Annotated in this window: 9 protein-coding genes; 6 read left to right on the top strand and 3 right to left on the bottom strand. The window is 61.5% G+C overall.

The window, feature by feature from the left end:
* The first annotated feature begins 19 nt into the window (after positions 1 to 19).
* From Q0X23_RS04360 to Q0X23_RS04335, 6 genes are all read left to right on the top strand, one after another.
* Positions 20 to 1,588 (top strand): Ig-like domain-containing protein, encoded by a 1,569-nt coding sequence (locus Q0X23_RS04360; protein ID WP_297859154.1) that lies wholly within the window; start codon positions 20 to 22, stop codon positions 1,586 to 1,588.
* A gap of 221 nt (positions 1,589 to 1,809) precedes the next feature.
* Positions 1,810 to 2,352: a hypothetical protein gene (locus Q0X23_RS04355; protein ID WP_297859153.1), complete on the top strand. Its 543-nt coding sequence runs from the start codon at positions 1,810 to 1,812 to the stop codon at positions 2,350 to 2,352.
* A 368-nt stretch (positions 2,353 to 2,720) separates the two neighbouring features.
* Positions 2,721 to 5,735, top strand: a complete 3,015-nt coding sequence (locus Q0X23_RS04350; RefSeq protein ID WP_297859152.1) for a tetratricopeptide repeat protein — start codon at positions 2,721 to 2,723, stop codon at positions 5,733 to 5,735.
* 80 nt (positions 5,736 to 5,815) lie between these two features.
* Complete coding sequence (locus Q0X23_RS04345; protein WP_297859151.1) at positions 5,816 to 6,004, top strand: hypothetical protein; 189 nt, start codon at positions 5,816 to 5,818, stop codon at positions 6,002 to 6,004.
* Between the two features lie 63 nt (positions 6,005 to 6,067).
* A complete protein-coding gene (locus tag Q0X23_RS04340) occupies positions 6,068 to 8,848 on the top strand; it encodes a hypothetical protein (RefSeq protein ID WP_297859150.1) in 2,781 nt (926 codons plus the stop codon).
* Positions 8,849 to 9,037: 189 nt separating this feature from the next.
* Positions 9,038 to 10,102, top strand: coding sequence for an alanine--glyoxylate aminotransferase family protein (locus Q0X23_RS04335; protein ID WP_297859149.1), 1,065 nt, complete (start codon positions 9,038 to 9,040; stop codon positions 10,100 to 10,102).
* Between the two features lie 208 nt (positions 10,103 to 10,310).
* Here Q0X23_RS04335 and mqnP read toward each other — a convergent pair whose 3' ends face one another.
* From mqnP to Q0X23_RS04320, 3 genes are all read right to left on the bottom strand, one after another.
* A complete protein-coding gene (gene mqnP, locus Q0X23_RS04330) occupies positions 10,311 to 11,171 on the bottom strand; it encodes a menaquinone biosynthesis prenyltransferase MqnP (protein WP_297859148.1) in 861 nt (286 codons plus the stop codon).
* A 73-nt stretch (positions 11,172 to 11,244) separates the two neighbouring features.
* Positions 11,245 to 12,582: an FAD-dependent oxidoreductase gene (locus Q0X23_RS04325; RefSeq protein WP_297859147.1), complete on the bottom strand. Its 1,338-nt coding sequence runs from the start codon at positions 12,580 to 12,582 to the stop codon at positions 11,245 to 11,247.
* Between the two features lie 238 nt (positions 12,583 to 12,820).
* Positions 12,821 to 13,654 carry a sulfurtransferase gene (locus Q0X23_RS04320; RefSeq protein ID WP_297859146.1) on the bottom strand — a complete coding sequence of 278 codons (834 nt, stop codon included), beginning with the start codon at positions 13,652 to 13,654 and terminating at the stop codon, positions 12,821 to 12,823.
* Between the last annotated feature and the right edge of the window lie 218 nt (positions 13,655 to 13,872).

Genomic DNA, 13,872 nt, shown 5'->3' with positions numbered 1-13,872 from the left:
CAATAGAAAGGAGACTGGTATGAACGTCCACGAACCCACCGGCTATCTGGCTTCGTTGTTGGTGCTGGCCACATTCTGCATGCGCGACATGTCCACGCTGCGCCTGGTAGCCATAGCCAGCAACCTGGCCTTTATCGGCTACGCAGTGCTGGCCGACATTGTCCCGGTGCTGCTACTGCACACGCTGCTGTTGCCCATCAATCTCTATCGCTTTGTTCAAGCGCTGCCCCGCCAGCGCCAACCAGGTAACCCCAAACGGGAAGACTTGAACCAAGCTAGGCTGCCAAAGCAGCATCGGCCCGCTTTGGGTCGGCCCGCAAGCTTGCAGGTCATGGAGGTAGGTATGAAAAAACGGTTCTTCTTCATCTCCGCTCTGATGGTTCTGACCCTGATGGCCGGTTGCGCTCCCGGCGCACCCACCATTGCCAGTGTGTCGGTCTCACCCAGCCCCGCTACGGTGCGGGTTGGCGGGACGCAGACCTTCACTGCAGTAGCCAAAGATGCCAGTGGCAACGTGGTGAACGCCAGCTTCACCTGGACTTCCAGCGACACCGCGGTCGCTACCATCGGCGCTACCGGTGTAGCCAGCGCCATATCGGTGGGCACCACCACCATCACTGCCACGACTGGCGCGGTAAGCGGCTCGGCTAACCTCAACGTTACGCAGGGCGATGCACCGCCGCCCCCACCGCCGCCCGGTGACACCACCCCACCCAGCATCGTCTCCATTACCCCCAACAACGGTTCGATTGGTGTGAACAAGAACGTCAAGATCGTAATTGATTTCAGCGAAGCCATGAACCGTCAGACCACCGAGCTGGCCTACCAGTCCGCCGATATACCCGCCGTGACCTTCACCTGGTCAAACGGTGACACCCGCCTCGAGATTGACCCGGTGGGCGACCTCGAGTACACCAGTGTAGGCAAGGTCTACAGATTCAATCTCAACAACAGCGCCACCGACCTGGCCGGCAACAAGCTCGCTCCGGTGACCTCGAGCTTCACTACCTTCCGCGAACTGACCAGAACCCTGACGAGCGTGGCTGCCTTGGATGGTGATGTTCGCGGGGATGGCACTGTCGATACGAATGATGTGAGCATCAATGCGGGTGACAGTGGGGCCTCCGGTAACGCCCAGTACAAGGGTTTTGTGAGCTTCGACCTTTCCAGCTTCGCAACGGAGGGCCTCACGGTTCCGGGCCGCATCACCTCAGCCCAGTTGCGTGTCTATCAAAATGGCATCGCGGGTACGCCTTACACGGATCTCGTGCTGGGCGGTAAACACCTGATGGCAGCTCATGTTGACTATGGACCTTCGCTGAACGCAGCGGATTTCAGCACCTCGATCCTGCACGAACTGGGCGAGCTTTCCGCTAATGCCATTGTCGAGTACAAGCTCATTTCGGACGCGCTCGAGTCCGTGCGCGACGACTGGGCCAACCGCGCGTCCCGCAACAACCGCTCCCAGTTCATGTTCTTCTTCGCCCGTGCGACCGATGGCGATGGCGTCTTCGACGCGGCCGGCCTTACCGCCCGTGAGAGCACCACCAACCCGCCCGAGCTCAGGGTAACCTTCCTGGTTCCTTGAGCAGCTAAAGAAACTGGGGCCCGCAATAAGACCAATCGAGCCAGCCAGCTCAATCCACCCACACGCCCGGAATGGGCTTCAACCGTAAGCCAAGACCATCCCTAAGTACACGTCAAAACCTTCAGGGGGTTCATCGTGAGGGATTGTCTTGGCTTCCACGTTCCCCCATCCCATAGGCAGAGCACAGAGAAGGTAAGCAGGTTCAGTCCTGAGGAGGCCTTATGAAAGTGGTTCGGTCTTTGGTTATTCTGATCTTTCTTGCTGTAGCGGTCATCCTGGCGCAAAGCGGCTGGCCCGGCCATGTTACGGTGGTTCCCCCGGTGGAGCGCGGCAAGGTTGTAAAGGTCAGCGGCAAGCTGGAAAACGGCATCGAGATGCCCGACCTCTCCTGGGCCTGGCGCTCCAGCATGGCCTGTTTCGTGCAGTTGCAGGCTCCCAAGTTTGCCGCCAAACACGTGATCTTTGCCACCCAGACCCGGCTCAGCGGCATCGGCGAGCTGATGGTGCGGGTAATTCCCACCGACCCCAGCGTCAACCTGAGCCTGTGGGTTTACGCCAGCAACGACTACCGCCTGCCGCCCAATATCCAGAGCGTGCGAAGCTGCGAAGCCGACTACAAATGGGATCGGCCCTGGAAGGGTCAGACCCAGGATCATACCCGTTACATCACCATGGGCACCAAGAGCGAGGGCATTGTGATTGGGGTGAGCGGCCCGGCAGACCTGACGGCGGCGGACTTCACCCTCGAGATCAGCGTCAAGTAATACCGGATTCAAAAAGATAATCATCCAAACCAAAGACCCCCAGAGGCTATCTTTTTGAATCCTAGAGCACTCCCTTTGGTCGGGTTAGTTCGGCGCCATCCGGCGCCGAACTAACCGAATCTGGTATAAGACATCCTGCAAACACCGCCATCTGCTAACTTCAAAGCGTTTTGCAGGCGATGGTGGCAACCTGGAATTGGGGTTTGGGCTGGCTGACTCCATCACTGAAAAGCGAAACACCCTTCGGCAAGATCTTAAGTGGAGCTGCGCCAGGCATGTGGTTACTGCGTCCAACCATTTCGCAAACCCATCCTGCGCAACTCATGTAGCCCAACGGGGTGAAAGAAAAGTTTATACAATAAACCCCAATGGATGTGCGTCTTTGCCTGCTGGGCACGCCTCGCCTCGAGACGGCCAGCACCACTAGCGACCTCCCGCTCGACCGGCCTGCCTCGCTGGGCTACTACCTGGCGGTGCGCGGCGACTGGGTGCGCCGCAGTGAGATGGCCTACCTCTACAGCCCCGAGGCCGACGAGGCCAGCGCACTCTCTAACCTGCGCAAACTGGTGCACCGCTTGCGGCAACAGGGGTGGGCCGAGGCGCTGGAAGCCGATGCGCACCGCCTGCGGCTACCCCTGCCTACCGACATGCAGGAGTTTCGCAGCGCCCTGGAGTGCCGGGACTGGCAGGCTGCATTGGCGTGCTACCGGGGAACCTTTCTGGAGGGCCTCGCCTTCCCCGACCTGAGCGGCTACGGGGCCTGGCTCGAGCTCGAGCGCCAGGATCTGGCGCGGGCCTGGCGGATGGCGGTGCATGAGCAGGTTCGGGTGCTGGAAAGCCAGACCGACTGGCCCCAGGCTGAGCGCTGGCTCTCCCGACTGCTGGCCGCCGACCCCCTGGATGAGGAAGCGGTGCAGGCGCTGATGCGGGTTCTGCACCGGGCAGGGAAGCCCGCCCAGGCCCAGGGGGTCTTCGAGCGCTTCCGACGGAGCCTGAAGGCCGAGCTGGGGGTCGGGCCCCTGGAGGCCACCCGGGCGCTGGCCGATAGCTTGCTTAATGCGGGTACGGCCGTACCGATTGAAACCGCTCCCCTAAAGCACAACCTTCCCACCTCCAGCACCCGTTTCATTGGACGGCGGCGCGAGCTGCGAACCCTGGCCCAGCACCTGGCCAACCCCGACTGCCGCCTCCTAACCCTAGTCGGGCTGGGCGGCATGGGCAAGACCCGGCTGGCCCTGGAACTGGCCGCCCAGCAAGTGAAGTGTTTTCCTGAAGGGGTCTGGCTGGTGGCGCTTGAAGGGGTGGCCTCGCCCGAGCAACTGGTCTCCAGCATTGCCGGCGCCCTGAACTTCACCTTTGCCGGGCCCACCGACCCCAAACTCCAGTTGCTCCTCTACTTGCGCAGCAAAGCGCTGCTCTTATTGCTGGACAATTTCGAACACCTTCTCGAAGGGGCACCTTTGTTGGAGGAATTGCTGTCCCAGGCCCCTGGCCTCAAGCTATTGGTGACCTCGAGGGTGGCTCTGGAACTCCCCAACGAGTGGCTCTTCGACCTAGAGGGTTTGAGCTACCCACCCCCCCAGACCGAGGAAGACCTGGATGGCTTCGATGCGGTACGGTTGTTTATTGCGCAGGCTGAGCGGCTCTCCAACCGCTTTGTGCTGACCCCAGCCGCCCTCGAGGCCATCGCCGAACTAACCCGCCGGGTGCAGGGGATGCCGTTGGCTTTAGAACTCTTGGCGACCTGGGTGCGGGGACTGAGCGTGAATGAGATCCTGACCCAACTGGGTCGCAGCTTCGAGCTTTTGCAAACTCCCCGGCGCGACCTGCCCGAGCGGCACCGTAGCCTCGAGGCCATTCTGGACTACTCCTGGCGGCTTCTTTCCGAGGCCGAGCAGGGGGTGTTGGCCCGGCTTTCGGTCTTCCGCGGGGGTTTTACTCTCGAGGCCGCCCAGATCGTGGCGGGGGCGCATCTGGGTTTGCTGCTGCGCTTCATCAACCAGAGCTTGGTGCAGCGGGGAGAAGATAGGCGCTACGCGATGCACGAGCTGGTGCGACAGTTCGCTGAAAAGCAGCTAAATGAAGGGGAAAAGACGAAGGTTTACGCCCTGTTTGGCGACTACTTCCTGTATCAACTATTGGATTTGGGGACTGCTGTGCGCACCAGTATCCAGCGAAACACGGTGACAAGATGTCGGCAGGAACTGAGCAATATCTTCTTCGTGCTGGACTACCTGGCGGTTACCGGAGATACGCTTCGGCTAAATCGGGCGTTACTCAGCTTATATGCAATTCTTGAGATTACTGGTCTGTTTAAGGACGGGATTGCCAAGATCGAAGACATGGCCGCAGCTCTCAAAGCCCGAGGTTCCAACGACGAGACTTTGCAGGCAGAACTCGAGGCCATCAAGGGCTACTTCCTCTTCAGGATTGGTAGGGATGAAGAAGCTAAGCACTATGCAGAGTCTGCCGTGGCCTACCTGAAAACCTTTTCTCCAAGCGACTATCTTGGTATTGCCTACTGCGCAGGCGCTCTTTGCAATCACTTTGCTGGTCGTTTTGAGGAAGCCCAGGACTGGTACAGCAGGGCCCTGACCGTCTTCGAGACGGTGGGCAATCGCTCGGAACAGTGTCGGGTGCTCAATCGGCTGGCGGCGTTGCTGAAACAGCTCGAGCGCTACGATCAATCGAATCGTCTTTATCGGCAAGCCCTCGAAATCGCGGTTGAGGTCGGCGACCTTTCCGAGCAAGGCAACCTGCTCAACAACTACGCCATCAACTTCGAGTCCACCGGACAGGTCGAGGAGGCCATCCGGATGTACCAGTCCAGTCTGGAAATCTGCGAGCGCATTGGCTACCTGCGGGGGCAGTCGGCAGCCTTGACCAACCTCGGGCACGTACACGAACGGAAGGGGGAGTTTCTGGAGGCCCGCAAGTACTACGAACAGAGCTTGCACATCAAGCAAACCCTGGGTGAGCCGGTGGCTATGGCCATCTCGATGATCAACCTGGCCGATGTCCTGTATGCACTGGGTCAAGAAGCAGCGGCGCACAGAATCAACTTCCAGGTCATCGATCTGACCCTTGAAGTTCATGCGATGATCTACACGGCCCGCTCATTTTGGTCGTTCTGCAAGTTCTTTGAGAGAAAAGGGTTGTTGGAGAACGGGCTTATTCTGGCGTGTTTTCTGTCCAAGACAAGAGAATGTGAGCAGTGGGTGCGCGACGAAGCCGATGAGATGATTGCCAGATACGCAGAAGTGGCCGGCAAGTCCGAGCTGGATAGGTTTCGTGCCCAGGTCAAAGATATGGATTACTGGGCAGCCACTGCTTGGCTAAAGCGTCAGGGTAGTTTGCGAGCAGCAGCGGTCAATACGCTGTAGGGCCTGCTTCAATTTGACCAGGCTTTCCTGGGGGATCGCCATGGAACGCCCGTGGAACGCTCGGTCTTCAGACTGGGTGCATGGCCCTCAGTAAGGTTCACTCGAGCTACATCCTGCGACTTACCCAGCGGCTCAGTCGACTGACCTACGAGCTGCTGGATGTGCGTACTGGAGAGGTACGCCAGTTCGAGAGCGCCAAGGAGCTTTCGAGCTTCCTTGAGGCTTCGCTGAGCAAGGCACCGCCCTACCCCCTGGAGCAAGAGCGTTAGGGGATGGAACGCCTGTGGAACGCTGGATGGGCATCTTTTGGAGAAATACAGAAAGGGGAGGTTATGGACATCAAACAGTGGATTATCGGTACGATTCTGGTTTTGGCGCTGGCGGCGTGTGGCGGGGGGGCTTCGGTGGCCCCTCCGCCCGCTGAGTTGGCCGAACTGTTGGTGGGCGACCAGGCCGACGCGCAGGTGCAGCTCGAGGTACAGAGAAGCTTCAAGCCCGCTACCATTACCACCCAGTTCAACCCCTTCATTGGCGGCCTCACTGTCTACGAGATTACCGGCACCACGCCCAAGGGGCTACCCTTCAAGGCTATTGCCCTGGGGGATGAGGGCCTGGATCCCGAGGCCCTGCAAGGTCAGCTCCGCATAAAGGCTAAGCTCCGGCGCATTCAGGGTCAGGTAGTGCTGGCGGGCTGGCTGGTGCCTCGCGACCCCAACTCCAGCCTGAACCCCATCGCCTTTATGGCAGCGGGTCAGAACGCCCGCTTCCTGGGGCCGCTGGCGGGCACCATCTACCAGTTCAGTGGCAGCGCTGAGTTTCAGGGGGTTTGCGCCGAGGACGGCCTGAGCGGCTCGTATAGCCTCAAGCAGGGCAGCCTCGAGCTTACAGGCGCCCTGACCGGCGTGAAGGCCGGGGACACCCTGGGTTGTACCCCCGGCGAGGTCCAGGAGGCCAGCCTGCCCGTTGCCCTGAGCTACACTGCCGTGGAGACCCACCTGGGCACCATCTTCAGCTTCCAGGGCAGCCTGGCCCCCGGCGTGGGTGGGAGCAGTCTGCGGGGGCAGGTGGTTTTGGCTATGCCCTCCCAGGGCGTGACGCTGGCCTCGAGCAACCTGCCCGCCAGCAGCCTGAGGGCTACCGCCAGCCTCAAGACCAACGTGAAAGAACTGGGCAACGTCTCGGGCGCGGAGCTGGTGAGCTTCAACCAGGAGAACGGCACCCTGATCTTCAACCGCCTGGCCGGCAACCTGCGGAACCTGGCGGTGGGCGAGATTGTCGCCAGCGCCCCCCGCATCAACGCCCCCAACGGCTTCCTGCGCCGGGTGACGGCCATCCAGAACACCAACGACGGCAAGGTGGAAGTCCGCACTGCCAAGGCCGACGTGGCCGACCTGCTGGACCAGGCCGACATCGAGATGACCCAGCCCCTGAGCGAGGCCGAGGCCCAGCGAGCGACGGCCCTCGAGCGGGGTCAGATTCTCTACGCCGCCCAGCAACTGGGGCCCAGCACCCAGGCCCTGGGCCCCATCCGAAGGGACATCGGCCCGGTGGAGTTAGTGGAAGGGGTCACGCTCTCGGGCTTTGTGCGCTTTACCCCCTCGGTGGTGGTGCAGTTCCGCTGTGGGAGTGGTTTTTGCTCGAGCCCCTTCTTCCTGTCCAAGTTTGTGCTGAACGAGTACGCCGAGGTGCGGCTCAATGCCACCCTGGAGAAGAACCTGCACAAGTCCCTCCAGATTGCCCGGGTGCCCCTGGGCACCATCACCGCCGGGCCGCTGGTCTTCCTGATTGAGATGGTCTTTACAGTGGATGTGGATGGTACGCTGCGGGTGGAGTTTGAGGTGGGGGCCTGGCAGGAGCTCGAGCTCGAGGCCGGGGTGCGCTACGAGGACGGCGCCTTTCACAAAATCAATAACATCACCAAAAACCAAAGCGGCATCATCGGCCCCACCATCGAAGGTAGCGTTGACGTCAAGACCGGGGTGTACGGGGCACTGCGGCTGATGCTCTATGGGGTGGCCGGGGTTTCTGCTGAGGCCGGGCCCTACGTGAAGTTCACCGCTCAGTATCCCCAGCAGCCCTACTGGACCATGCGCTATGGCCTCGAGGGCAACCTGGGGGTAGACATAGACCTGCTCATCTTCCGCAAGGACTGGGAGGTCAAGCTCTTCGACATCCTCCTGAACACCCAGGAAGCCCCCAACAGCCGCCCCAAGTTCGAGGAGGTAGGCCCCAAGTTTGTCTGCGACAGCGGCCACGCCGCCCGCAACGCCAACAACCAGGTGACCCTTTTTGCTGTCACCGATGACAAGGAAGACGGCCCCGGCACCGGCACCATCCAGTGGCGCAGGGGTACCACCCTGCTGGGCACCACCCTTCAGGCCGACCGGCACACCCTGGAGGTAGACCTGCCCAACGGTACCCACACCCTTACCGCTACCCTCACCGATAGCCAGCAGGCCACCACCACCCGCCAGTTCGAGGTGCGCCTGGCGGCCAACCAGTGCCAGTTTCCGAATGGCATCCCCACCGTACGGATTACCGGCAACAGCGACGAGACCCTGCCCTTCCCTTACTCGGCTTTACTCAAGGCCCGCACCTCGCCCTTCTCCCAGGCGGGCTGCCCCACCCACGAGGTCAACTGGCGCTCCAACCTCAAGCGCCGTAGCTTGGGCGGCAGCAGCGGGGTCTTTATCCCCCCCGCCGACCCCAATGGCCCGGCATGCGAGCACTCTTTTACGGTGCCCAAGATGGCCGACCGCCAGACCATCATCGCCCGCTTCAGCCGAGACGGCCTGACCGTGAAGGACAGCGCCGAGGTGGCGGCCTCGAGAATCTTGAGCCTGAACATCGGCAGCATTCAGTACACCGCTCCCAGCAACAGCCGCTACATCTACGTGGGCGACCAGGTGAACTTCACAGTGAGCGGCGATAACCCGGTGTGGAGCTCGAGCGAACCCGGCGACAACATCAACGGGCGCACCGGAAATGGCGTGAACGCCCGTTTCAACACCCCGGGGCCCCGCACCATTGTGGCCCAGATAGAAGACGACAACGGCGGGTTCAACTCCAGGAGCATCATCATCTATGTCCTGAGCGGGCTGGCGCGGCCATAAGAGGGGAAAGGAGCCCAGAGGAAAGAGGAAAGCTTGGGAGCCATACTAGTAGCTGCCCGACCTTTCCTTTTTCCTCTCTCAGCATTTCTCTTATTTCTTCGCCTCTTGGAACGCTGGCTTGTGACCATAAAGCCACAGGGTGGTTCTCGCTTTAGACCATGGTCGGGGTGTGCGCCTAAAATAGAGCCCATGTACCGCCCCCGCCTGCTTACCCCCGGCCCGGTTGAACTGCATCCCAAAGCCCTGGAAGCTCTCTCCCGGCCGCAGCTTCACCACCGTTCGGACGCTGCCAAACAGGTCTTCTTGCAGGCCAAAGCGGGCCTCGAGGCCGCCTTCCAGACCCAGGGCCAGGTGCTTATGCTTACCGGCTCGGGCACGGCGGCCATGGACGCGCTGGTGCAGAACCTGTTTGCCCCCGGCGAGCGGGTGCTGGTGCCGGTGCACGGCAACTTTTCCGAGCGCTGGGCCAAGATTGCCAAGGAAGCTGGTCTAGAAGTGGAGCGTATAGACCTCCCCTGGGGCCAGGTGGTGCGCCCGGAGCACCTGGAAAGCGCCACAGGCCCCTTTGCCGGGCTGCTGCTCACCCACTCCGAGTCTTCCACCGGGGCCCTGAACGACGTGCGCGCCCTGGCCCAGGCCTTTAAGGCCCGCTTTCCCGAGGCCCTGGTGGTGGTGGACGCCATCACCAGCTTGTTTGTAAGCGAGTTCGCCCTCGAGGGCTGGGACCTCGATGCGGCCGCCTGTGGCTCGCAAAAGGGCATCATGTGCCCGCCGGGGCTGGCCTATGCGGCCCTCTCGCCCCGCGCCCTGGAGCGCTTGAAGCCCCGCAGCTTTTACCTCAACCTGGCCTCGGAGCTGAAGGTGCAAAGCAGTGGCGAGTCGGCCTGGACACCCGCCATCAACCTGGTCGCTGCCACCGCCGCGGTGCTGGAAGACCTGCTGCCCCGCCTGCCCGAGCACATCGCCCTCAAGCAACAGCAGAACGACCTCCTGTACGCCACCGGCGAGCAACTCGGCCTGCAAGTGGTGCCCGAGGTGCGAAGCCCTGCCACCACCTGTTTTTACCTGCCGGAAGGGGTTTCCTATGGCCAGGTCAAAAACGCTTTTGCCGCGAGGGGTGCCACCATCATTGGCGGGCAGGGCCAGCTCAAGGGCAAGATCTTCCGGCTCTCGCTGATGGGCTACTCCGACCTCTACGATGCCTACGCCGTAGCCCAGATGCTACGCGAGGTCTGGGCCGAGCTTGGGGCCTGACCCCGGGAGGCCGCAGCAGGTCGTAAAGCCAGCTGGCCACCGCCAGGCGTAGAAAACCACGGCTAGTTCGGTGTAGCTACCCGGACGAAACACGTAGAAAATGACGTACACAAGAACGATCAACCCCATGCTTACCAGCCCCTGGGAGAGCAGTAGCCCCAACACCGACATACCTCCGAGGATAACGGGCCAGAGGCTTTGGGGGGGTTCAAATCAAGGTCTCGAGCAAAATGATCAGCAGCATGCCCAGGCTCACTACCACATTGGCCTGGAAGAAGGCCTGGTCTACCTTGCTCAAATCGTCCGGTTTTACCAACCGGTGTTCGTACCAGAGCACCGCGCCCACCCCCAGTACACCCAGGTAGTAAACCCAACCTGTCCCAACCAGAAACCCCGTAAGTAAGAAGAACCCAAAGGTGAGGGCGTGGGAGACCTGGGCGATGCGCAGCGCCACAGGAATGCCAAAGCGGGCCGGGATGCTGTAAATGCCGTTTTCACGGTCGAATCTGTAGTCTTGGGTAGCGTAGAGAATATCGAAGCCTGCCAGCCAGAAGGCCGTACCGGCCCACAGCGCAAACAAAGCGGGTTCAAACGCACCCGTAACGGCAATCCAGCCGCCTGCCGAGGCGGCCCCGATGGTCAGGCCCAGCCAGAAGTGGCACAGCCAGGTAAAACGCTTGGTGTAGCTATAGCCAACCAGAAAGAAAACCGCTACCGGTAGCAGTTGTGCGGTTAGGGGGTTGAGGTTCAAGGCGGCCAGGGTCAGCAAGAGCAGGCCCACTACCGCCAGGGCCAGGACTTCGTTTGGCTTGACCAGGCCCCTGGGCAGATGCCGCCCGGCGGTACGGGGGTTGGCAGCGTCTATGCGCTGGTCAATGAGCCGGTTGAGGGCCATGGCCCCAGTGCGGGCGCCTACCATGGCCACGGTGATCCAACCAAACACCTCCCAGCCCGGCCAGCCCCGGGCGGCCAGCAGCATGCCGCCATAGGCGAAGGGCAGGGCAAACAGCGTATGTTCAAAACGAACCAGATCGAGATAGGTTTTGAGTCGGCTGGTCAGGGCCACCATACATCTGCCTAAGTTTACCCTGAGGCTCAGCCGGCAATGTGGGCAGGTGGGGGTTTTGCAGACTGCTAGACTGCTATGCCCGGTTTTCCAGAACCTCCCTGGCGGCCCGCTCCCCGGCTTCGATGGCCCCCTCGATATACCCGTAGTAGTGGACCGCCGTCTCGGTTCCGGCCCAGTGGATACGCCCGATGGGAACACGTATTTCCTCAAACCCCGCTGACATTACGCCCGGCGGGGCGTAGCACTGGTAGCCTCCGCCGATAAAGGGCTCGGTCAGCCAGTCGTGGTCGAAGTAGAGCCTGGGGTAAAGGGCTTCTTCTCCGAAAACCAGGGCCAGGTCTTCCAGCACCGCCCGGCGGCGAATTTCAAACGGCTTGTCGCTCCACAGCACCGCGTCATCCCCACCGATGAAGGCCACCAGGGCGGGGTTGCGTTCATCGTGGGGGGTGGCGTCAATGGTGTCGTCGAAGAGCAGCCGGTCGGGGTCTATGGGGGTGGCGGGTCTGTGGCGCCAGAAAGGGTGGTCGTAGAGGGCGAAACACTTGATTACCGAGCCCATCTCGAGCCGCTGCATGAGCTTGGTGCGGCGGCGGGGCAGCACCGGCTCAAAGTCGATGCGGGTGACCTGATTGGGCGGGATGGCCAGTATGACCCGCTCGGCCCGCGCGCTCAGGCCTTCAGCAATGACCGTGACGCCCTGGGTGTCGTGCAGAATGTCGTAGACCTGGCAGTTCAGCCGGAGTGCATCGCCTAGTTGCTCGGCCAGCCGGGTGCAGAGGGTTTGCATCCCCTCACGCACCCGCAGGGTTTCGTTGCCGCGCTCGAGGCCCAGTACCCCCTCGAAGCCACCCGCGCTCTTGAGGCTATAAAGCAGGTGCAACACCGAGAAGTCCTTGGGCTCGATGGTGTACTCGGTGCGGATGATCTGGTCGAACAGGTTGCGTAGATAGGGGCTATCAAGATTCAGGCGCTTCCACTCCTCCACGCTCTGTACATCCAGCGCCGAGGCGTTGGGGGTGGCCGAGGGCTTTTCTACGTTCACGCTCTCGACCAGAAAATCCAGTTGGGCCTTTACCCAGGCCCACTCGGCCTGGGTGAGCCGGTCCATCGAGGAGAGCGGTTGGACGGCCAGATCAATCCGCCCCGAGTTGTGTTGTTCAAAGGTCGTTAGTCCCAACTCCCGAATCAGCCCCATGACCCGGGGCATATCCGGGCTGACCCACTGCCCGCCCAAATCGAAGGTCGAACCATCGGGCAGAGTTTTGCTCAAAAGCCGCCCCCCCACCCGGTGATGGGCCTCCAGCACCATCACCTTCAGCCCGGCTTCTTGTAGCATTCGTGCTGCTACCAGCCCTGAAATTCCTGCGCCCACCACCACCACATCGGCTTGGTTACTACCTGCCTCGCTCATACCAACCACCTGCCCGCGTACTCGGGGGGTCTTCAACCTGCCGTTTGCAGGTTCAAATCTTTTTGGAGTTGATTCCAACCATACGGCTGTTTGTGCGCGGTGTCGCCCCCCCGAAGGCGCGGCCCGGGCCGCTGCCCTTTACCGATTTACCCCAGAATAACGTACTTACAGCTTATGAGCAGAAGTGGGGGCTTTTGCTATGGGTTAACACGAGTTTCCATCGCTTTTTCCCGGCTCTTCAAGCCTCGCCTTTTGCCACCGGACGGCTGTTGTCTGATACCCAGTCACTCCACGAACCTGCGTAGAGCCTGGCCGGTTTGCCGATGAGCTCGAGCGCCAGCACATTTACTGTAGCCGAGACGCCCGAGCCGCAGTACGCAAGCACCTCACCCTCGAGCCCGGCAAACCGTGCCGCCTGGGCCTCGGCTGGCTTGAACCGCCCCAAGGTATCCAGGCTGTCCAGCCAGTTGCGGTTAATGGCGCCGGGAATGTGCCCGGCCACGGGGTCTATGGGTTCTACCTCGCCCCGGTAGCGCTCGGGAGCTCTGGAATCAATCAGGATGGTGCCTGGCGGACGCTGGGCCACCGCCTCGGCATCCACCACCATCTCGGGCCGGGGGTAGGCCCTGAAGGAGGTAGCGGGGTATTCGACGGCCAGGGTAGAAACTCCGTAGCCGGCCTCTTTCCAGGCCGTTATGCCGCCGTCCAGCACAGCCACCTGGTCGTGGCCCAGCCACCGCAAAAGCCACCACAGGTGCGGGGCATACATCCCACCGGCAGGCGGCTCGTCGTAGGCCACCACAAAGTGCTCGTTGCCGATACCAGCACGGCCCAGGGTCTCAGCCAATGCCTTCGGTGTGGGTAGGGGATGGCGGCCACCTTTTCGGTCGGGCCTTACGGGCCCAGAGAGGTCTTGCTCCAGATCCAAAAAAATGGCCCCTGGAATGTGCCCCACCTGGTAGGCCCGCCTTCCGGCCGTAGGGTCTTGTAGGGAAAAGCGGCAATCCACAATGCGAAGCTGCGGTTGGCCGAGGTGTTGGTGCAACCATTCGACGCTGACCAGGGGATTCATAGCAGCAGCCTAACAGAGCAGGGTGCCGGGGGTCGAGGGCGTTGGCCACAGCGCGGGTTATACCGGATTCAAAAAGATAATCATCCAAACTAAGGACCCCCAGAGACTATCTTTTTGAATCCTAGAGCACCCCCCTCCCGAACGGTCGGCGAAGAAAGCGTCTCCCTTCCAAAGGGGCTTACGCCCTCCGCTACGCGGATAACTTCCAAGGGGCGGTA

Origin of the sequence: Meiothermus sp., from assembly GCF_026004115.1 — a bacterium.
GTDB lineage: Bacteria > Deinococcota > Deinococci > Deinococcales > Thermaceae > Meiothermus.
This window is presented reverse-complemented; position numbering and strand designations above follow the sequence as displayed.

Bases quoted from the DNA above. Each gene is read 5' to 3' on its own strand.
- Q0X23_RS04320 (WP_297859146.1), bottom strand. From the start codon at position 13,654: ATGAATCCCCTGGTCAGCGTCGAATGGTTGCACCAACACCTCGGCCAA.
- Q0X23_RS04350 (WP_297859152.1), top strand. From the start codon at position 2,721: ATGGATGTGCGTCTTTGCCTGCTGGGCACGCCTCGCCTCGAGACGGCC.
- Q0X23_RS04340 (WP_297859150.1), top strand. From the start codon at position 6,068: ATGGACATCAAACAGTGGATTATCGGTACGATTCTGGTTTTGGCGCTG.
- Q0X23_RS04325 (WP_297859147.1), bottom strand. From the start codon at position 12,582: ATGAGCGAGGCAGGTAGTAACCAAGCCGATGTGGTGGTGGTGGGCGCA.
- Q0X23_RS04335 (WP_297859149.1), top strand. From the start codon at position 9,038: ATGTACCGCCCCCGCCTGCTTACCCCCGGCCCGGTTGAACTGCATCCC.
- mqnP (WP_297859148.1), bottom strand. From the start codon at position 11,171: ATGGTGGCCCTGACCAGCCGACTCAAAACCTATCTCGATCTGGTTCGT.
- Q0X23_RS04355 (WP_297859153.1), top strand. From the start codon at position 1,810: ATGAAAGTGGTTCGGTCTTTGGTTATTCTGATCTTTCTTGCTGTAGCG.
- Q0X23_RS04360 (WP_297859154.1), top strand. From the start codon at position 20: ATGAACGTCCACGAACCCACCGGCTATCTGGCTTCGTTGTTGGTGCTG.
- Q0X23_RS04345 (WP_297859151.1), top strand. From the start codon at position 5,816: ATGGCCCTCAGTAAGGTTCACTCGAGCTACATCCTGCGACTTACCCAG.